The 22,845-nt window shown below is 69.4% G+C and carries 16 protein-coding genes, 1 tRNA gene and 1 pseudogene; 13 read left to right on the top strand and 5 right to left on the bottom strand.

Going from position 1 to position 22,845, the window contains the following annotated elements; all coding sequences use genetic code 11:
• The first annotated feature begins 295 nt into the window (after positions 1-295).
• Positions 296-368: transfer RNA gene (locus ACWCQM_RS30160), tRNA-Thr, on the top strand.
• Between the two features lie 83 nt (positions 369-451).
• Here ACWCQM_RS30160 and ACWCQM_RS30155 read toward each other — a convergent pair.
• Both ACWCQM_RS30155 and ACWCQM_RS30150 read right to left on the bottom strand, forming a co-directional pair.
• Positions 452-1,239 (bottom strand): annotated as a pseudogene (locus ACWCQM_RS30155) (IS5 family transposase).
• 197 nt (positions 1,240-1,436) lie between these two features.
• Positions 1,437-1,871, bottom strand: a complete 435-nt coding sequence (locus tag ACWCQM_RS30150) for an Rrf2 family transcriptional regulator (protein WP_450918247.1) — start codon at positions 1,869-1,871, stop codon at positions 1,437-1,439.
• 129 nt (positions 1,872-2,000) lie between these two features.
• On the opposite strand from ACWCQM_RS30150, the gene ACWCQM_RS30145 reads away from it, so the two are divergent.
• Positions 2,001-2,750: an SDR family NAD(P)-dependent oxidoreductase gene (locus ACWCQM_RS30145; protein WP_450918246.1), complete on the top strand. Its 750-nt coding sequence runs from the start codon at positions 2,001-2,003 to the stop codon at positions 2,748-2,750.
• 117 nt (positions 2,751-2,867) lie between these two features.
• Here ACWCQM_RS30145 and ACWCQM_RS30140 read toward each other — a convergent pair whose 3' ends face one another.
• Positions 2,868-3,377: a hypothetical protein gene (locus ACWCQM_RS30140; RefSeq protein ID WP_450918245.1), complete on the bottom strand. Its 510-nt coding sequence runs from the start codon at positions 3,375-3,377 to the stop codon at positions 2,868-2,870.
• A 101-nt stretch (positions 3,378-3,478) separates the two neighbouring features.
• Positions 3,479-6,094, bottom strand: a complete 2,616-nt coding sequence (locus ACWCQM_RS30135; protein ID WP_450918244.1) for a SpoIIE family protein phosphatase — start codon at positions 6,092-6,094, stop codon at positions 3,479-3,481.
• Positions 6,095-6,508: 414 nt separating this feature from the next.
• Between ACWCQM_RS30135 and ACWCQM_RS30130 the strand changes: the two genes are divergently transcribed.
• The 11 genes from ACWCQM_RS30130 to ACWCQM_RS30080 all read left to right on the top strand — a co-directional run bounded on the left by ACWCQM_RS30130 (position 6,509) and on the right by ACWCQM_RS30080 (position 21,913).
• A complete protein-coding gene (locus ACWCQM_RS30130) occupies positions 6,509-11,941 on the top strand; it encodes a HAMP domain-containing protein (protein WP_450918243.1) in 5,433 nt (1,810 codons plus the stop codon).
• 243 nt (positions 11,942-12,184) lie between these two features.
• The gene (locus ACWCQM_RS30125; RefSeq protein ID WP_450918242.1) at positions 12,185-12,865 is read left to right on the top strand and encodes a response regulator; all 681 of its coding nucleotides are present in this window, start codon (positions 12,185-12,187) and stop codon (positions 12,863-12,865) included.
• Between the two features lie 109 nt (positions 12,866-12,974).
• Positions 12,975-15,755, top strand: a complete 2,781-nt coding sequence (locus ACWCQM_RS30120; RefSeq protein ID WP_450918241.1) for a DNA translocase FtsK — start codon at positions 12,975-12,977, stop codon at positions 15,753-15,755.
• A 212-nt stretch (positions 15,756-15,967) separates the two neighbouring features.
• Positions 15,968-16,768 carry a helix-turn-helix domain-containing protein gene (locus ACWCQM_RS30115; protein ID WP_073748067.1) on the top strand — a complete coding sequence of 267 codons (801 nt, stop codon included), beginning with the start codon at positions 15,968-15,970 and terminating at the stop codon, positions 16,766-16,768.
• A 156-nt stretch (positions 16,769-16,924) separates the two neighbouring features.
• Positions 16,925-18,403, top strand: a complete 1,479-nt coding sequence (gene rimO, locus ACWCQM_RS30110; RefSeq protein WP_073748068.1) for a 30S ribosomal protein S12 methylthiotransferase RimO — start codon at positions 16,925-16,927, stop codon at positions 18,401-18,403.
• Positions 18,400-19,224, top strand: coding sequence for a CDP-diacylglycerol--glycerol-3-phosphate 3-phosphatidyltransferase (gene pgsA, locus ACWCQM_RS30105; RefSeq protein WP_450918240.1), 825 nt, complete (start codon positions 18,400-18,402; stop codon positions 19,222-19,224). The genes rimO and pgsA overlap by 4 nt, the downstream gene beginning before the upstream one ends.
• Positions 19,221-19,733: a CinA family protein gene (locus ACWCQM_RS30100; RefSeq protein ID WP_450918239.1), complete on the top strand. Its 513-nt coding sequence runs from the start codon at positions 19,221-19,223 to the stop codon at positions 19,731-19,733. The genes pgsA and ACWCQM_RS30100 overlap by 4 nt, the downstream gene beginning before the upstream one ends.
• A gap of 109 nt (positions 19,734-19,842) precedes the next feature.
• Positions 19,843-20,226, top strand: coding sequence for a helix-turn-helix domain-containing protein (locus ACWCQM_RS30095; protein WP_014153702.1), 384 nt, complete (start codon positions 19,843-19,845; stop codon positions 20,224-20,226).
• 219 nt (positions 20,227-20,445) lie between these two features.
• Positions 20,446-20,916: a Dps family protein gene (locus ACWCQM_RS30090; RefSeq protein WP_450918238.1), complete on the top strand. Its 471-nt coding sequence runs from the start codon at positions 20,446-20,448 to the stop codon at positions 20,914-20,916.
• Between the two features lie 51 nt (positions 20,917-20,967).
• Positions 20,968-21,156: a CsbD family protein gene (locus ACWCQM_RS30085; RefSeq protein ID WP_450918237.1), complete on the top strand. Its 189-nt coding sequence runs from the start codon at positions 20,968-20,970 to the stop codon at positions 21,154-21,156.
• 532 nt (positions 21,157-21,688) lie between these two features.
• Positions 21,689-21,913 carry a hypothetical protein gene (locus tag ACWCQM_RS30080; RefSeq protein WP_450918236.1) on the top strand — a complete coding sequence of 75 codons (225 nt, stop codon included), beginning with the start codon at positions 21,689-21,691 and terminating at the stop codon, positions 21,911-21,913.
• Between the two features lie 80 nt (positions 21,914-21,993).
• On the opposite strand, the gene ACWCQM_RS30075 is transcribed toward ACWCQM_RS30080, so the two are convergent.
• Positions 21,994-22,800 carry an Fpg/Nei family DNA glycosylase gene (locus ACWCQM_RS30075; protein WP_450918235.1) on the bottom strand — a complete coding sequence of 269 codons (807 nt, stop codon included), beginning with the start codon at positions 22,798-22,800 and terminating at the stop codon, positions 21,994-21,996.
• Between the last annotated feature and the right edge of the window lie 45 nt (positions 22,801-22,845).

The raw sequence follows: 22,845 nt of genomic DNA, 5'->3' as shown, positions 1-22,845 counted from the left end.
GTACTGCAGGGGGGACCCTGTGGGAGAGTAGGACGCCGCCGAACAATTATTCCGGGAAAGCCCCGTGCCCTTGTGGCACGGGGCTTTTCTGCGTTTCCAGGCCCTGTCGTGGCCCCGGGCCGGCGCCTACGTCTGCGGGCCCGGCCCGTCTCAGGACGGCCGGTCGCATGGGCATCAGGGTGCGCTCCGGAACCCCAGGTGCCACATCCGCGCCACCTGGAAAGAAGCTCGAACCTTTGGTTATGAGCACCCCGAAGTTCGGGGTATGCTTTACCTCGTTGCCGCAAGGCAGCAGGCCCCAATAGCTCAGTCGGTAGAGCGTCTCCATGGTAAGGAGAAGGTCTGCGGTTCGATTCCGCATTGGGGCTCGGAAGAGAAAGGCCCCCGCCAATGGCGGGGGCCTTTTCCGTACCCGGTGCAGGACCCGCGCTCCTACGAGCTCGTAACACGATCATGTTCGGGTCTTCTTGAGGCGTCTCCAGCAGATGAGGCCGCAGGCGAGGGAGACAAAGGCGTCGTGGAGTTCGGTGCGGCGTTCCCAGCGGACGGCGATGCGTTTGAAGTGGTGGAGCAGGGGGAGGTCTGCTCGACGACTTAGCGGAGCTTGCCCAGGCCCTCGATGTTCGGGGCGCCCCTGCGGGAGATGACCGGCAGGATCCGGCGTTTTCGCAGTTCGCGGCGGTTGGGGTCGGAGTCGTAGCCCTTGTCGCCGAGCACGGCCTGGGGGCGTCGGCGGGGTCGGCCCGGGCGACCTGCGGCGGGCGGGATGCCATCGACCAGGGTGAGGGTCTGGGTGACGTCGTTGACGTTGGCCGCGGTGGTGATGACCTTGAGCGGAGTGCCGCGTCCGTCGCAGATCAAGTGGTGTTTGCTGCCCGCCTTGCGGCGGTCGACCGGCGACGGACCGGTGTCGGCGCCCCCTTTTTCGCGCGGATGTGGGAGCCGTCCACGCACGCGCGGGACCAGTCGAGTTCGCCGGCAGCGTTCAGCTCGGCGAGCAGGATGCGGTGCAGTTGGTCGAAGACCCCGGCCTGCTGCCAGCGGCCCAGGCGCCGCCAGCAGGTCTGTCCCGAGCCGAATCCCAGCCCCAGCGGCAGGAGTTGCCGCTATATCGTTGTAGAGGACGTACAGGATGCCCTGCAGACACAGCCGGTCCGGTACCGGCCGCGGGCCCGGCGACTTCTTTGGCCAGGGCGGCAGCAGCAGCTCAATCAGCGCCCACAAGTCGTCGTCCACGATCCATGGCCGGGTGCTCACATCCTTCCGAACGGCGGAATCGTCACATCGGTCACGGGCGGCACTACAACCAGATCAAGTTACGAGCTCGTAGAACACGGTCTGATACCGCAACGGTCTTCGGCGTGACTGGTTGCCAGGCTGTTCGCCGGCCTGGGCATGGAGGGGGGGCTCGGCGATGTCAGGGCGTAACGGGGAGGCTAGCGAGGTGCCGCGAGTACGTCCCGGAGTACGTTCGCGAGCGTGACGCGGGCCAGGTCGTGTCTCAGGGTCTCCTCGATGCCCTCGTAGATGCTCTGCATCGCCGGCTGGATGCCGTGACCCACCACGCATTCCTGGTCCGGGGTGGTGCGGTGCATTGCGAACAGCGGGCCGGGTTCCACTGCTTCGTACACATCGAGCAGGGTCATCGACTCCAGCTCGCGCGCCAGCGACCAGCCTGCGCCCACGCCCCGCCGGGACTCCACGAGCCCGGCCCGGCGCAGCTCGCCGAGCAGCCGCCGGATCACCACGGGGTTGGTGTTCGCGCTGGTCGCAATCTGCTCGGAGGTGGCGACCTCATGGCCCTGGCGCTGGTAGAGACCGATCCAGGCCAGCGCGTGGGCAGCGATGGTCAACCTGCTGTTGGCGCTCACGAACCCCTCCTCCCGGCCGCAACGCTTCATGTTACGACAGCTCAGTCGTAACAGTGAAGGTTGCAACAGCCTGTCGTAACAATTAACGTTGCGACCGCTGGGGAAGGGTCAATCAACGAGGTGAGAAGAATGAGCAAGCCACTCACGGGCAAAGTCGCCCTGGTCACCGGGGGGTCGCGCGGACTGGGAGCCGCGACCGTACGACTGCTAGCCGAGCAGGGCGCCGACGTCGCCTTCACCTACGTCAGCTCCGAGAAGCAGGCGCGAGCCGTCGTCGACGAGGTGCACGGCAAGGGAGCCAAGGCCGTCGCCTTCCAGGCCGACCAGGCAGACACGAGCCGGGCGCCGGCGCTGATCGACGACGTGGTCGCGCACTTCGGCGGCCTGGACATCCTCGTCAACAACGCGGCGATCTCCGTGGCTGGCACGGTGGACGACCCGGATGCCGATACCGCCGCACTGGACCGGATGCACGCCACCAACTACCTCGGCGTGATCGCCGTCATCCGGGCCGCCTCCCGAGTGCTGCGCGCGGGCGGCCGCATCATCACAGTGAGTTCCGGCCTGGGCTCCCGGGTCGGCGCCCCCGGCCTTGCCGACTACTCGGCGACCAAGTCCGGGATCGAGAGGTACACCATGGGCGTCGCACGCGACCTCGGGCCCCGGAACATCACGGCCAACGTCGTGGAGGCCGGACTGATGGAGGGCGGCATGCAACCGCCGGACCCCGAGACCCTCAAGACCCTGGTCAGCTCGCTGTCCCTGCAACGCATGGGGCACCCCGAAGAAATCGCCGCGGCGATCGCCTTCCTGGCGAGCCCCGCCGCGTCGTACGTCACGGGCGCAGTGCTGGACGCCCACGGCGGCTACAACGCCTGAACCCGAACCCCTGCCGCGCGCCCCGAAGGACATCGCGCCTTCGGGGCGCGCACCGCCAAAACCCGCGTGTGCGTGGACATGCCTCAATAAGCCCAGATAGTGATCGTGTTACGAGCTCTACGCGCACCCAGCACCAGGTGCAGTCGGCTGCGTGGCCGTTGTCGCAGCGGGCATGAGTGCTTCCACCTCGTCCGTGGTGGTGCCGTCAGGTCTCCGTCCGAAGGAGGCCGCGAGGACCGCAGGGAGGTCTGCTTCGGTGACCCTGGTGCGTATGTCCGGCAGAACCTCGCGGAACTCGTCGTTACTGATGACTCCCAGGAACTCCTGACGCAAGCCCTGGACGATCTCCACGAGTTCCGGTCGCAGTCGCATCCACGCGCGTGACGTGCGGATCTCCGCCTCGACCTGGTCCATGAACCAGCGGATCACCGTGTACGGGATGTCCAGGTGCCGTCCTAGGGTGTCGAAGCAGACCGTCGGCTCTCGCGCCGGATCCTCGTCGGGGACGATCGCTGTGACCAGGGTTCGGCCGTCGGCGACGAGATCCAGCTCCAGGTACCAGGAGTCGTCGGGCACGGAGTACATCGTGGTGATCGCATAGTCGCCGTCGGGCGAGGGAATGGCCATGGAGGCATGCTGCCAGGCCGGAGCCGGCCTCCCTGATGGGCCCGGACGGGCAGTGAGCCGCAGGCGGGGTTCGACGGGAACTCGCCTGCGGCGTGGGGCGGCTAGAAGGTGTGCGGCTCCGGGACGCGCATGGCCAGGATCGCCATGTCGTCGGACGCGGGCTCCGCGGCGAAACGCTCCACGGCCCGCAGGATGCGGCCTGCCACCGCACCGGCGGTCAGGCCCGTGCACATGGCGAGGACCTCGGCCAGGCCGTCGTCGCCCAGCATGCGGGAACCCTCCCGTCGTTCCGTGACGCCGTCGGTCACGCACAGGAGGACGTCACCGGGCTCCAGGGTGACCTCCTGCTCGTAGAGCTCCAGGTCCTCGATGACGCCGAGCAGCGGCTGCGGTTCGGCCGCCGGCTCCACCGAGCCGTCCTGGCGCAGACGCAGGGGGAGCGGATGGCCGGCGCATACCACCTTCAGGAGGGCACTGCCGTCCTCCTGTGGCCACAACTCCCCGTAGAGCAGGGTGAGGAAGCGGCTGCGGGCGCCCTCGTCCAGGATGGCGGCGTTGAGCCGTTCCAGGACCGCCGGGCCGCCGAAACCCTCGCGGGCCAGCAGGCGCAGGGCATGCCGGGCGAGGCCGGTGACGGCCGCCGCCTCCGGGCCCGTACCGCAGACGTCGCCGATGGCGAAGCCGTAGGCGCCGTCGCGGATGGGGAACACGTCGTAGAAGTCGCCGCCGACCTCGTTGCCCTCACCCGCCGCCCGGTAGATGACCTCGATCTCGACGTTGGGCACATCGGGCAGTCCCGGCGGCAGCAGGCTGCGCTGGAGGGACTGGCTGATGGCCATGCGCTCCGAGTACAGACGGGCGTTGTCGAGGGCCAGAGCGGCCCGTCGGGACAGGTCCTCGGCCAGCTCCAGGATTTCCTGGCGGAAGTGTTCGTCGGACGGCTTGCCGAGCGTGAGCATGCCGATCACACGGTTTCTCGCCACCAGGGGCAGGACGACGGTCTCGCCTCCGACAGCGGCCGCGGTGGCCAGCGTGGTGCGGGTGGCCGCCCCCATGCTCAGGGGTGCGTCCCTGCCCAGGGTGCGCTTGGAGGTGCGCAGGGCGGCCCGATGACCGGCTTCCGTGGGCGCGGTCCAGAGGCGGGCGCCCGGGGCCGGGACGGGGTCCGGCGGGTCGATGGAGGAGAGCAGGGCCTTGAGGCCGTCGATGCGCTCCTCGTCCTCGTGGAGGACGTAGGAGAGATACGGCTCCGACGACTGGTCGGCGATCGTGTAGACGGCGCACCAGGTGGCCAGCGTGGGGACGGTCATCTGCGCCATCAGCGCCAGCGTCTGGTCCCTGTCCAGCGTGCCGGCCAGCAGGTCGGACGCCTCGACGAGGAAGGACAGCGAGCCGCGCCTCAGACGCTCCAGCTCGCCGAGTCTCGCCGACTCGACGGCCAGCGCGATGCGGTCCGCGGCGAACTGCAGGCGCAGGGCCTCCTCGTTGGAGTACCTCCCGGCCGCTTCGGCCGCGACCCCGAGGGAGCCGGTGAGGCGGCCCTCGACCTTGAGCGGGACCGTCACGACCGAACGCATCCCGGTGTCACTGAGCAGCGGCACGGCGCCGGGGACGACGGTGAGGTCCTCGTGGACGGCCGGCATGCGGGCGGAGCCGTAGCGGCCCGTGCCCGCCTCGACAGGGACCCGTGCGAAGCGCTGGCGGGCCGAGGGGAGGCCGGTCGTCGCCCGGACCTCCAGCTCCGTCTCGTCGTCGGTGGCCAGCAGCAGGAACGCGGAGTCGGCGTCCAGCATGTCGCGGGCCCGCTCGACCGTGCGCTGGAGGAGCCCGTCCAGGTCGTCGGGCGCGGGGGAGCCGATGAAGATCTCGAAGGGATCCGTACTGCGGTTCTCCGCCGCGGTGTCGGTGACGGGAGCCCGGACCGGCGTCTGGAGCACGGCGCGTTCGTAGTCGCGTACGAGGAGGCAGACCGTCGAGGGCTCGCCGTCGGCGTCGCGGACCCTGAGATGTGAGGCGTACACCGGGATCACACGGCCGTCGGCGCCGCGGATGCCGTAGCTGCCCTCCCAGCGGGAGAGTTGCAGCGCGTCGGCGATGCCGGTGCTGGTGCCCGGGGTGTGCGGCCAGGCCACGAAGTCGGTGAACTGCTTGCCGTCGACCTGCTCCGCCGCGTAACCGAAGAGGAAGGACGCGTCGTCGTTCCACGCGGCGATGGAGCCGGAGCCGGCGATCTGGACGACCGCCACCCGTACCCGCTGCTCCGCCACCGGCAGCAGCGCGGTGGGCAGGACCGGGCTCGCGGAGCGGATGCCCACGGGGCGCTCGGGAAGATCGAGCTGGAACCACACGTGCTTGTGCGTGGGCGTGTACTCGACGCCCCAGCGGGTGGCCAGGGCGGCACAGAGCAGCAGCCCGCGGCCGCCCTCCCGGTCCGGGCTGCCGAAGTCGAGACCGGAGCTCTGGAGCGGGACCTCCCGCTCCGGGTAGTGGTCGGAGACCTCGACGCGCACCCCGTCCTCGGTGCGCAGACAGAGCACATCGGCGGCCGTGCCCGCGTGCACGACCGCGTTGGTCACGAGTTCACTGGTCAGAACGACGGCGTCGTCGACGACATCGGTGTACCCCCACCCCTGGAGGGTGTCCCGGACGAAAGCGCGGGCGGTCGCGACCGAGCGTCCTACCGGATCGAAGGTGGCAGCCGCCCGCGCGGTGATCACAGCACTCCCCATATGGTGTCTCGTCGCTTCCCCGAGTCCTGTGCCCGTTTCTCGCCGCTTCGATTCGCCTGCCAGGCTAGACGCTCGCCAGGTGTCCCGGGTACACGAGGGCGGACTTGGGTACGCATGCCACCCGGGGGCGTGCGCCGGGCGCACAAACATGGGGCCCGCGGTGAGGGAAATGGGACGACCATGAGACCTTCCCCGTCCCCCCGTTCCGGCCTGGTACGTTTCAACGATTTGACGACCGCATAGTCACCCGTCGACGGTGTTCTGTGGCGGTGAGCCAGAGTGGAAGATGGGCAAGCTTCCGACAACGGCCCGAGCGATACGGTCAACCCCTGCGGGAGGGACACGGTGGAGTCTGGCGTGGCGGCGCGGGGTTCAGGAACGCGCACAAAAGGCGGGCAGTCCGTGAAAAAGCAGCGCAATGGCACCATCGACGTGGACGCGGCAGCTCTGAACAGACTGCTGGCCGCTCTCGTTGCGATGCGTGACGGCAATTTCCGCAGGCGGCTGACCGTCTCCGGTGACGGCGTGCTCACGGAGATCGCGGCGGTCTTCAACGAGGTCGCCGATCGCAATCTCCACCTCACGGGCGAGCTCGCCAGGGTGCGGCGGGTGGTCGGACGCGAAGGAAAGCTCACCGAGCGCCTGGAGACCGGTGCCTGCGAGGGCTCCTGGGCTGCCGCGATCGACGCCTCCAACGAGCTCGTCGACGATCTGGCGCGACCCGTGTCCGAAGTCGGACGGGTACTCTCCGCGGTCGCCGACGGTGACCTCGAACAGCGGATGGAGCTGCGGACCCACGCGCCGGACGAGACCGTACGGCCGCTGCGCGGCGAGTTCCTGAAGGTCGCACGGACGGTCAACAACCTGGTCGACCAGCTCTCCGCTTTCACCGAGCAGGTGACGCGGGTGGCGGTCGAGGTGGGCACCGAGGGCAAGCTCGGCGGCCAGGCCCAGGTGCGCGGCATGTCCGGGTCCTGGAAGGACCTCACCGACTCCGTCAACACCATGGCGTACCGGCTGACCGCACAGGTGCGTGACATCGCCCTCGTGACGACCGCCGTCGCCAAGGGAGACCTGTCACGCAAGGTCACCGTCCATGTGGCCGGTGAGATGGCCCAGCTGAAGAACACCGTCAACACGATGGTGGACCAGCTGTCGTCGTTCTCCTCCGAGGTGACGCGCGTCGCCCGTGAGGTGGGCACCGAGGGCGAGCTGGGCGGCCAGGCGACGGTGCCGGGGGTGGCCGGGGTCTGGAAGGACCTCACGGACTCCGTCAACACGATGGCCGGCAACCTCACCTCCCAGGTGCGCGGTATCGCCGAGGTGACGACGGCCGTCGCGAACGGTGACCTGTCCCAGAAGGTGACGGTGAGCGCACGCGGCGAGGTCGCGCAGCTCGCCGAGACGATCAACCAGATGACGGAGACGCTGCGCACCTTCGCGGACGAGGTCACCCGTGTCGCCAGCGAGGTCGGCGGAGAGGGCCTGCTCGGCGGCCAGGCCCAGGTGCCGGGCGCCGCGGGCACCTGGAAGGACCTCACCGACTCGGTGAACACGGTCTTCCGGAACCTCACGACGCAGGTGCGTGACATCGCGCAGGTGACCACGGCGGTGGCCAGCGGTGACATGACGCAGAAGGTCACCGTCGACGTGGCCGGCGAGATGCTGGAGCTGAAGAACACCGTCAACACGATGGTGGACCAGCTCCAGGCCTTCGGTTCGGAGGTCACCCGGGTCGCCCGGGAGGTCGGCGTCGAGGGACGCCTCGGCGGTCAGGCCGAGGTGCCCGGTGCGGCCGGCACCTGGAAGGACCTCACCGACTCGGTGAACACCGCCTTCCGCAACCTCACGGGCCAGGTGCGCGACATCGCGCAGGTGACCACCGCGGTCGCCAACGGCGACCTGTCGCAGAAGGTCACCGTCGACGTGGCCGGCGAGATGCTGGAGCTGAAGAACACCGTCAACACGATGGTGGCGCAGCTCTCCAACTTCGCCGACCAGGTGACGCGGATGGCACGGGACGTGGGCACGGAGGGCCGTCTCGGCGGACAGGCGCGCGTCGACGGTGTCTCCGGTACGTGGAAGGAGCTCACCGACTCCGTCAACTTCATGGCCGGCAACCTCACCTCCCAGGTGCGGCAGATCGCCCAGGTGACGACGGCAGTGGCCCGTGGCGACCTGTCGCAGAAGATCGACGTGGACGCCCGGGGCGAGATCCTGGAGCTCAAGAACACCATCAACACCATGGTCGACCAGCTCTCCGCCTTCGCCGACCAGGTGACCAGGGTCGCCCGCGAGGTGGGCACCGACGGCCGTCTGGGCGGCCAGGCGCAGGTGCCCGGCGTGGCAGGCGTGTGGCGCGATCTGACCGACTCGGTGAACGGCATGGCGGGGAACCTCACCGCCCAGGTCCGCAACATCGCCCAGGTCGCCACGGCGGTGGCGCGGGGCGACCTGTCGCAGAAGATCGACGTGGACGCCCGGGGCGAGATCCTGGAGCTCAAGAACACCCTCAACACCATGGTCGACCAGCTCTCGAACTTCGCGGAGCAGGTGACCCGGGTGGCCCGCGAGGTGGGCACGGAGGGCATCCTCGGCGGGCAGGCGGAGGTGCAGGGCGTCTCCGGTACGTGGAAGGACCTCACCCAGTCCGTCAACGGCATGGCGAACAACCTCACCCTCCAGGTGCGCAACATCGCCGAGGTGACCACCGCCGTCGCCAAGGGCGATCTCTCCAAGAAGATCACCGTGGACGCCAAGGGCGAGATCCTCGAACTGGTGACGACGGTCAACACGATGGTCGACCAGCTGCTCAACTTCGCCGACGAGGTGACGAGGGTCGCCCGCGAGGTGGGCACCGAGGGCATCCTCGGCGGTCAGGCCAGGGTGCGCGGCGCGACGGGCATCTGGAAGGACCTCAGCGACAACGTCAACCTGATGGCCAACAATCTGACCAGCCAGGTGCGCAACATCTCCCGGGTGTCGTCGGCGGTCGCCAACGGTGACCTGACGAAGAAGGTGACGGTCGAGGCGCGCGGCGAGGTCGCCGAACTCGCCGACACGGTCAACACGATGGTGACGACCCTGTCCTCCTTCGCCGACGAGGTCACCCGCGTCGCCCGTGAGGTGGGCACCGAGGGCGAACTGGGCGGCCAGGCACGCGTCCCGGGGGTCTCCGGCACCTGGAAGGACCTCACCGAGTCCGTGAACTCGATGGCGTCCAACCTGACCGGTCAGGTGCGCCAGATCGCCACGGTCACCACGGCCATCGCCAAGGGCGACCTCACCAAGAAGATCGACATCGACGCGCAGGGCGAGATCCTGGAGCTGAAGAACACCATCAACACGATGGTCGACCAGCTCTCCTCGTTCGCCGAACAGGTGACCCGGGTCGCCCGGGAGGTGGGCACGGAGGGACAGCTCGGCGGGCAGGCCCGGGTGCGTGACGTCGACGGAACCTGGCGTGACCTCACCGAGTCGGTGAACGAGATGGCGGGGAACCTGACCCGTCAGGTGCGCGCCATCGCGGCCGTCGCCACCGCGGTGACCCGCGGCGATCTCAACCTGAAGATCGACGTCGACGCGGCCGGCGAGATTCAGGTGCTGCAGGACAACATCAACACGATGATCGCCAATCTGCGCGACACCACCCTGGCCAACAAGGAGCAGGACTGGCTCAAGGGCAACCTCGCCCGGATCTCCGGTCTGATGCAGGGCCGCCGCGACCTGGACGACGTCGCCTCACTGATCATGAGCGAGCTGACCCCGGTCGTCTCCGCCCAGCACGGCGCGTTCTTCCTGGCCATGAGCACCGGCGACGGTGACGAGGTGGGCTCCGACAGCGGCAACGAGAGCTCGTACGAGCTGCGCATGCGCGGCAGTTACGGCTATTCGGCCGGCTCCATGCCGACCTCGTTCCGCCCCGGCGAGACCCTCATCGGCACGGCGGCCGAGGAGAAGCGGACCATCCAGGTGGACAACGTGCCGCCGGGGTACCTGAAGATCTCCTCCGGTCTGGGAGAGGCACCGCCCGCGCACGTGATCGTGCTGCCGGTGCTCTTCGAGGGCCAGGTGCTGGGTGTCATCGAGCTGGCCTCGTTCCAGCCGTTCACGCACATCCAGCGCGACTTCCTCAACCAGCTCGCCGAGATGATCGCCACGAGCGTCAACACCATCAGCGTCAACACGAAGACCGAGAAGCTCCTGGAGCAGTCGCAGGAGCTCACCGAGCAGCTGCGGGACCGCTCCCAGGAGCTGGAGAACCGTCAGAAGGCGCTGCAGGCGTCCAACGCGGAGCTGGAGGAGAAGGCCGAGCTCCTCGCGCAGCAGAACCGCGACATCGAGGTGAAGAACACCGAGATCGAGGAGGCGCGCCAGGTCCTGGAGGAGCGTGCCGAACAGCTCGCCGTCTCGATGCGCTACAAGTCCGAGTTCCTGGCGAACATGTCGCACGAGCTGCGCACCCCGCTCAACTCGCTGCTCATCCTCGCCAAGCTGCTCGCCGACAACGCCGAGGGCAATCTCTCCCCGAAGCAGGTGGAGTTCGCCGAGACGATCCACGGAGCGGGTTCCGACCTGCTCCAGCTGATCAACGACATCCTCGACCTCTCCAAGGTCGAGGCGGGCAAGATGGACGTCAGTCCGACCCGGATCGCCCTGGTGCAGCTGGTCGACTACGTCGAGGCGACGTTCCGGCCGCTCACCGCGGAGAAGGGGCTCGACTTCTCCGTACGGGTCTCCCCGGAGCTGCCCGCGACGCTCCACACGGACGAGCAGAGGCTGCTCCAGGTCCTGCGCAACCTCCTCTCCAACGCGGTGAAGTTCACCGACAGCGGGGCCGTGGAGCTGGTGATCCGGCCGGCCGGCGCCGATGTCCCGAACTCCATCAGGGAACACCTGCTGGAGGCCGGTTCGCTGCGCGACGCCGACGGCGACCTCATCGCGTTCTCGGTCACCGACACCGGCATCGGCATCGCGTCCAGCAAGATGCTGGTGATCTTCGAGGCGTTCAAGCAGGCGGACGGCACGACCAGCCGCAAGTACGGCGGCACGGGCCTCGGCCTCTCTATCAGCCGTGAGATCGCCCGTCTGCTGGGCGGCGAGATCCACGCGGCCAGCGAACCGGGACGCGGCTCGACGTTCACCCTCTACCTGCCGCTGCACCCGAGCGAGCTGCCGCCGCAGGGCTACCCGCAGATGGGGCCCGGCCCCATCGAGGTCAATGCGCAGTCGGCCGAGGGCGGACTGCGCCTGGAGGCTGCCCAGCGCAACGGAAACGAGCCGCCCCTCGGCGATCCGGCCAACTCCGCCGGGGTGTTCAGGCGCCGGCGCAAGGCCCTGGGCGGAGCGTCGCAGCGTCCGGCCCTGCCCAACGGCAGGCCGGGCGAGGAGGGTGCGGCGCCCGAGGAGTGGGTGCAGGGCCCGCAGGAGGAGCAGGAACCCCGGCGGACGTTCCGCTTCCACGGCGAGAAGGTGCTGATCGTCGACGACGACATCCGCAACGTCTTCGCGCTCACCAGCGTGCTGGAGCAGCACGGTCTGTCGGTGCTGTACGCGGAGAACGGCCGTGAGGGCATCGAAGTCCTGGAGCAGCACGACGATGTGACGATCGTTCTGATGGACATCATGATGCCGGAGATGGACGGCTACGCCACGACGACGGCGATCCGCAGGATGCCGCAGTTCGCCGGGCTGCCGATCGTCGCGCTGACGGCCAAGGCGATGAAGGGCGACCGCGAGAAGGCGATCGACTGCGGAGCCTCCGACTACGTGACCAAGCCGGTGGACTCCGACCACCTGCTGGGAGTGATGGAGAACTGGATGCGCGGAGAGTGACCTGGCGGAGAACGGATCCCCGGAATCGGCCGGCCCGCTGTGTCCGGAAGAGTGTGAGCGAGCGATTTCGGGGAACCTTCTGGACCTCGACCGCGTTTTCGCTCTGTGCACAGTGACATCGCGGTGACAGGGTGTGGTGACGGGCGGGGTGCGGCTACCATGACCGGCACAAGGACGGACGGCGTAAGGGAGTCGTCCCCTGGGGCGGCACCCGGTGCGATTCCGGGGCGAGGAGGACGGGCCATGGTGCAGAAGGCCAAGATCCTCCTGGTCGATGACCGGCCGGAGAATCTGCTGGCGCTGGAGGCCATCCTCTCTGCGCTCGATCAGACACTGGTGCGGGCATCGTCAGGGGAGGAGGCGCTCAAAGCGCTGCTCACAGACGATTTCGCGGTCATTCTGCTGGACGTGCAGATGCCCGGTATGGATGGGTTCGAGACGGCTGCGCACATCAAGCGGCGGGAGCGGACCCGGGACATCCCGATCATCTTCCTCACCGCGATCAACCACGGCCCGCACCACACCTTCCGGGGTTACGCGGCGGGTGCGGTGGACTACATCTCGAAGCCCTTCGACCCCTGGGTGCTGCGCGCCAAGGTCTCGGTCTTCGTCGAGCTGTACATGAAGAACTGCCAGCTGCGTGAACAGGCCGCGCTGCTCAGGCTCCAGCTCGAAGGCGGCGCCCACCAGGGCGTCGACGACAAGGAGTCGGCCGGTCTCCTCGCCGAGCTCTCCGCGCGGCTCGCCGCCGTCGAGGAGCAGGCCGAGGCGCTCTCCAAGCAGCTGGACGACGAATCGGCGGATGCCGCGGCCGTGGCCACCGCCGCCCATCTCGAACGCAAGCTCACCGGGCTGCGCCGCGCGCTCGACGCGCTGGAACCCGGCACCGGCGGAGCCACCACCGCGCTGCCCACGCAGGGCTGACCTCGACGGTTGAGGGGGCGTCAGTTCGGCGCCCGGGCAAGGGCGACACGGACGGGTGATGCCGTAGGCACACGTGTCCACCGACGTCGGCACCGGTAACCTCAGTCACATGGCCTCACGTACGTCCGGCAAGGGTTCCCTGGGCACGGCGGGCACCGAGAAGCGCTCCGGCCGTACCCAGGGACCGGCGAAGAAAGCCGCGCCCGCCAAGAAGGCGGCGGCGAAGAAGACCGTGCCCGCCAAGAAGGCACCGGCGAAGAAGGCGGCGGCCAAGAAGCCCGCGCCCAAGCCCGCACCGTCCCCCACCGGGGGCGTGTACCGGCTCGTCCGCGCACTCTGGCTGGGCACGGCGCACGGCGTCGGGGCGGTCTTCCGCTCCATAGGGCGCGGCGCCAAGGGACTTGACCCCGCCCACCGCAAGGACGGCCTCGCCCTGCTGCTCCTCGGCCTCGCGCTGATCGTGGCCGCGGGCACCTGGTCGCATCTGCAAGGACCCGTCGGCGAGCTCGTCGAGATGCTCGTCACCGGGGCGTTCGGCCGGCTCGACCTGCTCGTGCCGATACTGCTGGGCGCCGTCGCCGTGCGGCTGATCCTCTATCCGGAGAAGCCGGAGGCCAACGGCCGTATCGTCATCGGCCTCTCCGCCCTCGTCATCGGGGTGCTCGGGCAGGTGCACATCGCCTGCGGATCGCCCGGTCGCGAGGACGGCACCGCCGCCATGCAGGATGCCGGAGGACTCATCGGCTGGGCCGCGTCCCAGCCCCTCGTCTTCACGATGGGCGAGGTGCTCGCCGTCCCGCTGCTCCTGCTGCTGACCGTCTTCGGACTCCTCGTCGTCACCGCCACCCCGGTCAACGCCATCCCCCGGCGGCTGCGCCAGCTCGGCGTCCGGCTCGGCATCGTCGACCCCGTGTACGTACCGGGGGAGGACGAGGAGGCCGACGACGAGAGGTACGACGAACAGTGGCGTGAGGCACTGCCCGAGGGTGCACGGCGCTCCTCCGCGCGCCGCTCGGAGCACGACGGCGTCCACGACCCGGACCAGGCCGAGAGCGAGGCGCTGGCCAAGCGGCGCCGGCCGCGCCGGACCTCAGCCCAGCCCGCGATGAACCGCGCCATGGACGCGGTGGACGTCGCGGCCGCGGCGGCCGCCGCGCTCGACGGGGCGGTGCTCAACGGCATGCCGCCCTCGCCCGTCGTCGCCGACCTGACGCAGGGCGTCTCCACCGAACGGGAGCGCGAGCGGACCGGCACCCCGGTGCCCGGGGCGCGGTCCGGCCGGAAGGCGCCCCAGGGCGACGGGGGCTCGGAGAAGCCCGCCCCGTCCTCCGGGGGCGTACCCGACCTGACCAAGCCGGCCCCCGAGCGTTCGCAGCCGCTGCCGGCCCGCGCGGAGCAGCTCCAGCTGTCCGGCGACATCACCTACTCGCTGCCGTCGCTCGACCTGCTGGAGCGGGGCGGCCCCGGCAAGACGCGCAGCGCCGCCAACGACGCGGTGGTCGCCTCGCTGACCAACGTCTTCACGGAGTTCAAGGTCGACGCGGCCGTCACCGGCTTCACCCGCGGCCCGACAGTCACCCGCTACGAGGTGGAGCTCGGCCCGGCGGTCAAGGTCGAGCGGATCACCGCCCTCACCAAGAACATCGCGTACGCCGTCGCCAGCCCGGACGTCCGGATCATCTCGCCGATCCCCGGCAAGTCCGCGGTCGGCATCGAAATCCCCAACTCCGACCGGGAGATGGTCAATCTCGGCGACGTGCTGCGCCTCGCGGACGCCGCCGAGGACGACCACCCGATGCTGGTCGCGCTCGGCAAGAACGTCGAGGGCGGCTACGAGATGGCCAACCTGGCGAACATGCCGCACGTCCTGGTGGCCGGTGCGACCGGTTCCGGGAAGTCCTCCTGCATCAACTGCCTCATCACCTCGATCATGGTGCGGGCCACACCGGACGACGTCCGGATGGTGCTCGTCGACCCGAAGCGCGTCGAGCTCACCGCCTACGAGGGCATCCCGCACCTGATCACGCCCATCATCACCAACCCGAAGAAGGCCGCCGAGGCACTCCAGTGGGTCGTGCGGGAGATGGACCTGCGCTACGACGACCTCGCGGCGTACGGCTTCCGGCACATCGACGACTTCAACCACGCCGTACGCAACGGCAAGGCCAAGGCTCCCGAGGGCAGCGAGCGGGAGCTGTCGCCCTACCCGTACCTTCTCGTGATCGTCGACGAGCTCGCGGACCTGATGATGGTGGCCCCGCGCGACGTCGAGGACTCCATCGTGCGCATCACCCAGCTGGCGCGCGCCGCCGGCATCCATCTGGTGCTCGCCACGCAGCGTCCCTCGGTGGACGTCGTGACCGGTCTGATCAAGGCCAATGTGCCCTCCCGGCTGGCCTTCGCGACCTCGTCGCTCGCCGACAGCCGGGTCATCCTCGATCAGCCCGGCGCCGAGAAGCTCATCGGAAAGGGTGACGGACTGTTCCTGCCGATGGGGGCGAACAAGCCGACCCGTATGCAGGGGGCCTTCGTCACCGAGAACGAGGTCGCGGCCGTCGTCCAGCACTGCAAGGATCAGATGGCGCCGGTCTTCCGCGACGACGTGACGGTCGGCACGAAGCAGAAGAAGGAGATCGACGAGGACATCGGCGACGACCTCGATCTGCTCTGCCAGGCGGCCGAGCTGGTCGTCTCCACACAGTTCGGCTCGACATCCATGCTCCAGCGCAAGCTGAGGGTCGGCTTCGCCAAGGCCGGACGGCTGATGGACCTGATGGAGTCCCGCAACATCGTGGGCCCCAGTGAGGGTTCCAAGGCGCGTGACGTCCTGGTGAAGCCGGACGAGCTCGACGGAGTGTTGGCCGTCATTCGTGGGGAAACCGCTTCGTAAGAGTTTTGCGGGCAACCGTTTCGCCCGGTCGTACGTCAAGTTGAAGGGAGGAGCAGGGGATGATCGGTCCCATGCTTGATCCCCTGTCCTGCCCAGGGGGCTGCCAGGCGAACCCGATGGCGTACAAAGTCGCCGCGCCCGGTTGCCCCACCCTTTCGTACCACCCCTAGACTGAACATCCAGCAGGTGGCTCACGCTCGAAAGGCGCCCCCGTGTCCATCGGCAACTCCCCCGAAGACGACCGGCCTTCGATCGGTCGCGCGCTTCAGCAGGCTCGCATCGCAGCAGGTCTGACGGTCGAGGAAGTCAGCAGCTCCACCCGGGTGCGCATCCCCATCGTGCACGCGATCGAGGAGGACGACTTCTCCCGCTGCGGCGGCGACGTGTACGCACGCGGTCATATCCGTATGCTCGCCCGCGCCGTCCGGCTCGACCCCGATCCACTGATCGCGGAGTTCGACGCCGAGCACGGCGGCCGTCCCGCACCCACGCCCGCGGCACCTCTGTTCGAGGCGGAGCGCATCCGCTCCGAACCCCGTCGGCCCAACTGGACCGCGGCCATGGTCGCGGCGATCGTCGTCGTGGTCGGCTTCGTCGGCTTCACGCTCTTCAGCGGCGAGGACGAGGGTTCGGGCTCGGCACAGGTCGCCGAAGGCTCCACCCCCGACAAGACCACCTCCCGACCGGCCACCACCAAGCCGGCCGACCCCAAGCCCGCACCCTCCGAAAGCGCCATCGCCGCGGCTCCCCGCGACAAGGTGACCGTCAGGCTGAGCGCCACCGAGGGCAAGAGCTGGATCTCCGCCAAGGACCACAACGGACGGCTGCTCTTCGACGGGCTGCTGCTCGAAGGCGACTCCAAGACCTTCCAGGACAAGGAGCGGGTCGACCTCGTCCTCGGCGACGCCGGGGCGATCGACCTCTTCGTGAACGGCAAGAAGATCGACGACCGCTTCGAGCCGGGTCAGGTCGAGCGGCTCTCGTACACCAAGGGTGACCCCGAGGTCGGCTGACCTCCCCACCCGCACGGTTTCCACCGGAGAGTGCCCGGCAGTCATGCCGGGCACTCTCTTTTTCGTCTCCCCTCCCGCGCACCCTCCGCTGTCACTCCCTGTAGCGGTCAACCCTGGACGGTGGGGCGAGTGCCGGGACAAAGTAGTCTTGAGCCCATGCCCGAACGCCGTACCGTCGCCCTTGTCACTCTCGGCTGCGCCCGTAACGAGGTGGACTCGGAGGAGCTTGCAGGCCGCTTGGCAGCGGACGGCTGGGAGCTCGTCGAGAACGCCACGGACGCGGATGTCGCCGTCGTCAACACCTGTGGATTCGTCGAGGCCGCCAAGAAGGACTCCGTCGACGCCCTGCTCGAAGCCAACGATCTGAAGGATCACGGCAGAACCCAGGCCGTCGTGGCCGTCGGCTGCATGGCCGAGCGCTACGGCAAGGACCTCGCGGAGGCGCTGCCGGAAGCGGACGGCGTCCTCGGATTCGACGACTACGCCGACATCTCCGACCGCCTTCAGACCATCCTCAACGGCGGCATCCACGCCTCCCACACCCCGCGCGACCGGCGCAAGCTGCTGCCGATCAGCCCGGCCGAGCGCCAGGACGCCGCCGTGGCGCTGCCCGGCCACGCCCAGGAGATCGCGCCCGCCCCGGCCGACCTCCCGGAGGGCGTCGCGCCCGTCTCCGGGCCCAGGGCTCCGCTGCGCCGCAGGCTGGGCACCAGCCCCGTCGCCTCGGTGAAGCTGGCCTCGGGCTGCGACAGGCGCTGCACCTTCTGCGCCATCCCGTCCTTCCGCGGCTCGTTCATCTCCCGGCGCCCCTCGGACGTCCTCCAGGAGACCCGCTGGCTCGCCGAGCAGGGCGTCAAGGAGGTCATGCTGGTCTCCGAGAACAACACCTCGTACGGCAAGGACCTCGGGGACATCCGGCTCCTGGAGACCCTGCTGCCCGAGCTCGCCGACGTCGACGGGATCGAGCGGATCCGCGTCAGCTACCTCCAGCCCGCCGAGATGCGGCCCGGGCTGATCGACGTACTGACCTCGACGCCCAAGGTCGCCCCGTACTTCGACCTCTCCTTCCAGCACTCCGCCCCCGGGGTCCTGCGCGCGATGCGGCGGTTCGGCGACACGGACCGTTTCCTGGAGCTCCTGGACACCATCCGGAGCAAGGCGCCGCAGGCCGGTGCCCGCTCGAACTTCATCGTCGGCTTCCCCGGTGAGACCGAGGCCGACCTCGCCGAGCTGGAACGCTTCCTCACCGGCGCGCGCCTGGACGCCATCGGCGTCTTCGGCTACTCCGACGAGGAGGGGACCGAGGCGGTCGGCTACGAGAACAAGCTTGACGCCGATGTCATCGCCGAACGCCTGGCGCACATCTCGCAGCTCGCCGAGGAACTGACCTCGCAGCGGGCCGAGGAGCGGGTCGGCGAGACCCTCCAGGTCCTCGTCGAGTCCGTGGAGTCCGAGGAGGACGGGCCGGTCGCCGTGGGACGCGCCGCGCACCAGGCTCCGGAAACGGACGGCCAGGTCGTGTTCACCGCACGCGAAGGGCTCGTGCCGGGCCGTATGGTCGAAGCGAAGGCAGTGGGCAGCGAGGGAGTGGACCTCGTGGCCGAACACCACGAGCTTGCGGAGGCAGCCAGATGACGGGAGCCCAGGCATCCGCGGCAGAGGGCTCCGGCGCTACGCCGACGCCCCGTGGCGGCAAGCTGGGCGCGGCGGCCGTCAACCAGGCCGGCCTGTGGAACATCGCGAACATCCTCACTATGGTGCGGCTGCTGCTGGTCCCGGGCTTCGTCGTGCTGCTCCTGCACGACGGCGGATACGACCCGGTGTGGCGGGCCTTCGCCTGGGCGGCCTTCGCCGTCGCGATGATCACCGATGTCTTCGACGGCCATCTGGCACGGACGTACAACCTGGTCACCGACTTCGGGAAGATCGCCGACCCGATCGCGGACAAGGCGATCATGGGCGCCGCCCTGATCTGCCTGTCCTCCCTCGGCGACCTGCCGTGGTGGATCACCGGCGTGATCCTCTTCCGGGAGCTCGGCATCACGCTGATGCGCTTCTGGGTCATCCGGCACTCGGTGATCCCGGCCAGCCGCGGCGGGAAGATGAAAACCCTGGCCCAGGGCATCGCCGTGGGGATGTATGTCCTGGCGCTGACGGGCCCCCTGGCGACCTTGCGCTTCTGGGTGATGATGGCCGCCGTCGTGCTGACGGTCGTCACCGGCCTCGACTACGTACGCCAGGCCGTCGTGCTGCGCCGCCGCGGGCTCGCGGAGAAGCGGGCAGCCGCCCTGGAGGCGGTCGCGGCGGCAGCGGACGTCAAGGAACCCGTCAACGGCCAGTGCGTCGCGACCCCCGGGGCCGACGAGGGCGTGGAAGCGGTCGTGGAGCCCGTCGCGGGCGCCCGGGGCGCGGAACCCGTCGCGGGTGCGCGGGGCTCCTCGGAGGCCGAGCGGTGACGTCCGAGGCGGCCCGGGTGCTGCACAGGCTCCAGGAGCGCGGTGAGACGCTCGGCGTCGCCGAGTCCCTCACCGGCGGTCTGGTGGCCGCGGAGCTCACCTCCGTACCGGGAGCCTCGCAGTCCTTCCGCGGGTCCGTCACGGCGTACGCCACGTCCCTGAAGCGGGATGTGCTGGGCGTCGACGGCGCACTCCTGGCCGAGCGCGGAGCGGTGGACCCGGAGGTCGCGGGGGCGATGGCCGCCGGCGTGCGCCGGGTCCTGGGTGCCGACTGGGGAGTGTCGACCACCGGGGTCGCGGGTCCCGATCCGCAGGACGGCAAGCCCGTCGGAACGGTCTTCGTCGCCGTTTCCGGACCGGACGGCGTGGAGAATGTCGCCGAGCTGAGGTTGAACGGCGGGCGTGCGGACATCCGTAAGGAGAGCGTACGGAGTCTGCTGGAGCTGCTCTCGAGCGAACTCGGCGAAAATGCGAGGGCACAGGATACGGAACAGAACGGGGGGAATTGATGTTTGCAGCCCTGAGTGAACACGACATCGCTCCCCGCACGGCCGCAGCGCGAGGCGGTACGGTGGGGCGTGAAGGATGCGGCTACGCGGTCCGAGGAGGGAGCCACCGATGATTCTGCTCCGTCGCCTGCTTGGTGACGTGCTGCGTCGGCAGCGCCAGCGCCAAGGCCGTACTCTGCGCGAAGTCTCCTCGTCCGCCCGAGTCTCGCTCGGCTATCTCTCCGAGGTGGAGCGGGGGCAGAAGGAGGCATCCTCCGAGCTGCTCTCCGCCATTTGCGACGCGTTGGACGTACGGATGTCCGAGCTCATGCGTGAAGTGAGCGATGAACTGTCGCTGGCAGAGCTGGCCGAGTCGGCAGCAGCCAGTGATGCGGTGCCTGTACCGGTACGCCCGATGCTCAATTCCGTCTCTGTTGCGTCGGTCGCCGGCGTACCGACGGGACGGGTGACCATCAAGGCGCCCGCGGAAGCGGTGGATGTCGTCGCCGCCTGACCGCACGGTTCGTGGTGAACGAAGCCCCGGTCGGCCCCTCAGGGCCGGCCGGGGCTTTCGTGTGCGGTGTGTGTGCGAAGCGGCGGGCGGGGCAGGCGCGAAGTGAGGCCGGGTGGAAGCCCTCACCGGGAACTACCCGAATGACTGTTTTGCATCATTTGTGCCATCGTGGACGGGTGGTAGGCCTAACAGCTAGCAGCTATCCGATCGGAGAATTGCATGTCTGTCGTGAAGAGCGCGTTGACCGACGCCGACCGCAAGGTCGTGGGAGACGCCCTGCAGGGTGCCCTGGTGGACCTGGTCGACCTTTCCCTGGCGGCCAAGCAGGTCCACTGGAATGTCGTCGGCCCCCGCTTCCGCTCCGTCCATCTGCAGCTCGACGAGGTCGTCGACACGGCGAGGCAGCACTCGGACACGGTTGCGGAGCGGGCCTCCGCGGTCGGCGTCAACCCTGACGGGCGCTCCAAGACCCTCGCGAAGACCACGGCGATCGACTCCGTGCCCGACGGCTGGATCAAGGACGTGGACGCGGTGAAGGCGCTGGTGGAGGCGCTCCGTGTGGTCATCGACCGCATGAGGGAGCGCATCGAGGCGACCGCGGACCCGGACCCGGTCAGCCAGGACATCCTGATCGCCCTGACAGCTGACCTCGAGAAGCACGCATGGATGTTCCAGGCAGAGAGCGCTTGAGCCGGTGTACGGGCCCGGCGTGGACGCCGGGCAGAGAGCGAGGAGTACGACATGAGTGGCGAGAAGGACAAGATCAAGGGCAAGGCCAAGGAGATGACCGGCAAGCTCACGGGCGACCGGCGCAAGGAGTCCGAGGGCAAGGCTGACCAGGCCAAGGGCAAGGGCAAGGAAGCCATGGGCGGCGCCGGTGAGCGCGCCAAGGGCGTCAAGGACTCCCTGACGGACGACGACCGGCACTAGTCAGGCCCCGGCCGCCTGACTGCCCGGCCGCCTGACCGCCCGGCCGCTTCGCCGGCCGGTGTGCCTTTGCCGGGTGCGGCACGGGCGGCGATCGGTGGCTCGGCCTGCTGGATGCCTGGCAGGAGCCTGTGCCCCCGCTGACTTGGTCTGCGGGGGCACACGCGTGTCCCGGCCCTGTCGGGTGCGGATGCCTGGCTGTCGGGTGTGGTCCCGCGCTGCTGGGCGTGCCGTTCCCTCGGGCGTTCCTGTTCCGTCGGGAGTTCCGTTCCGCCCGGAGTTCGTGTTCCGTCGGGTGCGCTGCCTTGTGGGGTGTCCTGTTCGTCGGGCGTGCTGCCTTGTCGGTTGCGGGATGCAGCCGGCGCCGGGCCGGGGGAAACTGCGGGGGATGACCGAGTTCCCGGGCCGCTCTCCCGACGGCGCCCCAGGGGAGCGCGCAGTGGCGTACAGCTCGCTACGCGCACGCCCGTAGTGCACCGGTGCGCCCTCCCGGCGGGAGATCGTGCCGTACTAGCGTCGGCCGGAGGAGGCAGCCATGGTGCGGCGATGGCGATGGGTGCCGACGCTCGTACTCGGTGGCCTGTGGTGGTGGGCCGTGCTGCGGCTGCTGCTGGAGCCCGAACACACCGGACTCGTCGAGGGCGCGGTGGCGGCCGGCGGGTGGGGCCTCAGTCTTCTGCCCGTACATGTGACGGCGGTGGAGCGGTCGGAGACGACCGTCGAGGGACCCGGGCCCGAGCGGACGGACATACCCTCCTAGCCCCTCCGGCGAGTGTCTCCGGTGTCCTTCCGGCGGCTTCTCGCTGCTTTTTGCTGCCCGCTCGGTGTTCCGGTGCCTTCTCAGCCGGTGGGTCCGGACTGGCAGTGCGGACACCAGTAGGCCGGGCGGTCGTCCCGGTCCGCCACCCGGATGGGCGTGCGACAGCGCAGGCAGGGCCGGTGGGCGCGTCCGTAGACGAACAGACGCTCGCGGCCATGGGCGCGGCGCAGGGCCTCGGTGGTGCCGGTCGTGGTCCGCATGGGGCGTGCGCGGTTGGCTTCCAGAAGCTGTTTGGCCGTGCTGACCAGGCGGGTGGCGAGGGGCAGGGGCAGCTCCCCCATGGGGACCCAGGGCGTCACCCGAGCCATGAAGCAGAGCTCGCACATGTAGACATTGCCGATTCCGGCGAGATTGCGCTGGTCGAGGAGCGCTTCCCCGATGGGCCGGTCGGGCTCGGCGAGCAGATTGTCCAGGGCGGTCTCCGGGTCCCAGTCCGGCCCCAGCAGGTCGGGGCCGAGATGACCGACGACCTGCTCCTCGTCCCGGGTGCGGAGCAGTTCGAGGACGGGCAGCCGGTAGCCCACGGCCGTGTGCTCCGCCGTGGTGAGCACGGCGCGGATCTGGTGGGCGGGGCCGCCCCTCCAGCGGTCCCCGGGAGCGTAGACGCGCCAGGCGCCCTCCATGCGCAGATGACTGTGGAGCGTGAGGTCTCCCTCGAAGCGGGTCAGCAGATGCTTGCCGCGCGCGGTGACGTCCAGGACCGCCCGGCCGGTCAGGTCGGCCGTGGCGAACCGGGGGACCCGCAGATCGGAGCCGGTCAGCACCCGGCCCGCGAGCGCCGCGTGGAGCCGTGCGGCGGTCTGCAGGACGGTGTCACCTTCGGGCATGCCTCCATGATGCGCGCGTGGGCGGGCTGTGGGTCCGTCGTGTGC

The organism is Streptomyces sp. NPDC002125 (genome assembly GCF_053593715.1).
The sequence above is the reverse complement of the archived record's forward strand: the minus strand, read 5'-3'. Positions and strand labels throughout refer to the sequence as shown.

Bases quoted from the DNA above. Each gene is read 5' to 3' on its own strand.
- ACWCQM_RS30145 (WP_450918246.1), top strand. From the start codon at position 2,001: ATGAGCAAGCCACTCACGGGCAAAGTCGCCCTGGTCACCGGGGGGTCG.
- ACWCQM_RS30140 (WP_450918245.1), bottom strand. From the start codon at position 3,377: ATGGCCATTCCCTCGCCCGACGGCGACTATGCGATCACCACGATGTAC.
- ACWCQM_RS30125 (WP_450918242.1), top strand. From the start codon at position 12,185: ATGGTGCAGAAGGCCAAGATCCTCCTGGTCGATGACCGGCCGGAGAAT.
- ACWCQM_RS30120 (WP_450918241.1), top strand. From the start codon at position 12,975: ATGGCCTCACGTACGTCCGGCAAGGGTTCCCTGGGCACGGCGGGCACC.
- rimO (WP_073748068.1), top strand. From the start codon at position 16,925: ATGCCCGAACGCCGTACCGTCGCCCTTGTCACTCTCGGCTGCGCCCGT.
- pgsA (WP_450918240.1), top strand. From the start codon at position 18,400: ATGACGGGAGCCCAGGCATCCGCGGCAGAGGGCTCCGGCGCTACGCCG.
- ACWCQM_RS30095 (WP_014153702.1), top strand. From the start codon at position 19,843: ATGATTCTGCTCCGTCGCCTGCTTGGTGACGTGCTGCGTCGGCAGCGC.
- ACWCQM_RS30090 (WP_450918238.1), top strand. From the start codon at position 20,446: ATGTCTGTCGTGAAGAGCGCGTTGACCGACGCCGACCGCAAGGTCGTG.
- ACWCQM_RS30085 (WP_450918237.1), top strand. From the start codon at position 20,968: ATGAGTGGCGAGAAGGACAAGATCAAGGGCAAGGCCAAGGAGATGACC.
- ACWCQM_RS30080 (WP_450918236.1), top strand. From the start codon at position 21,689: ATGGTGCGGCGATGGCGATGGGTGCCGACGCTCGTACTCGGTGGCCTG.
- ACWCQM_RS30075 (WP_450918235.1), bottom strand. From the start codon at position 22,800: ATGCCCGAAGGTGACACCGTCCTGCAGACCGCCGCACGGCTCCACGCG.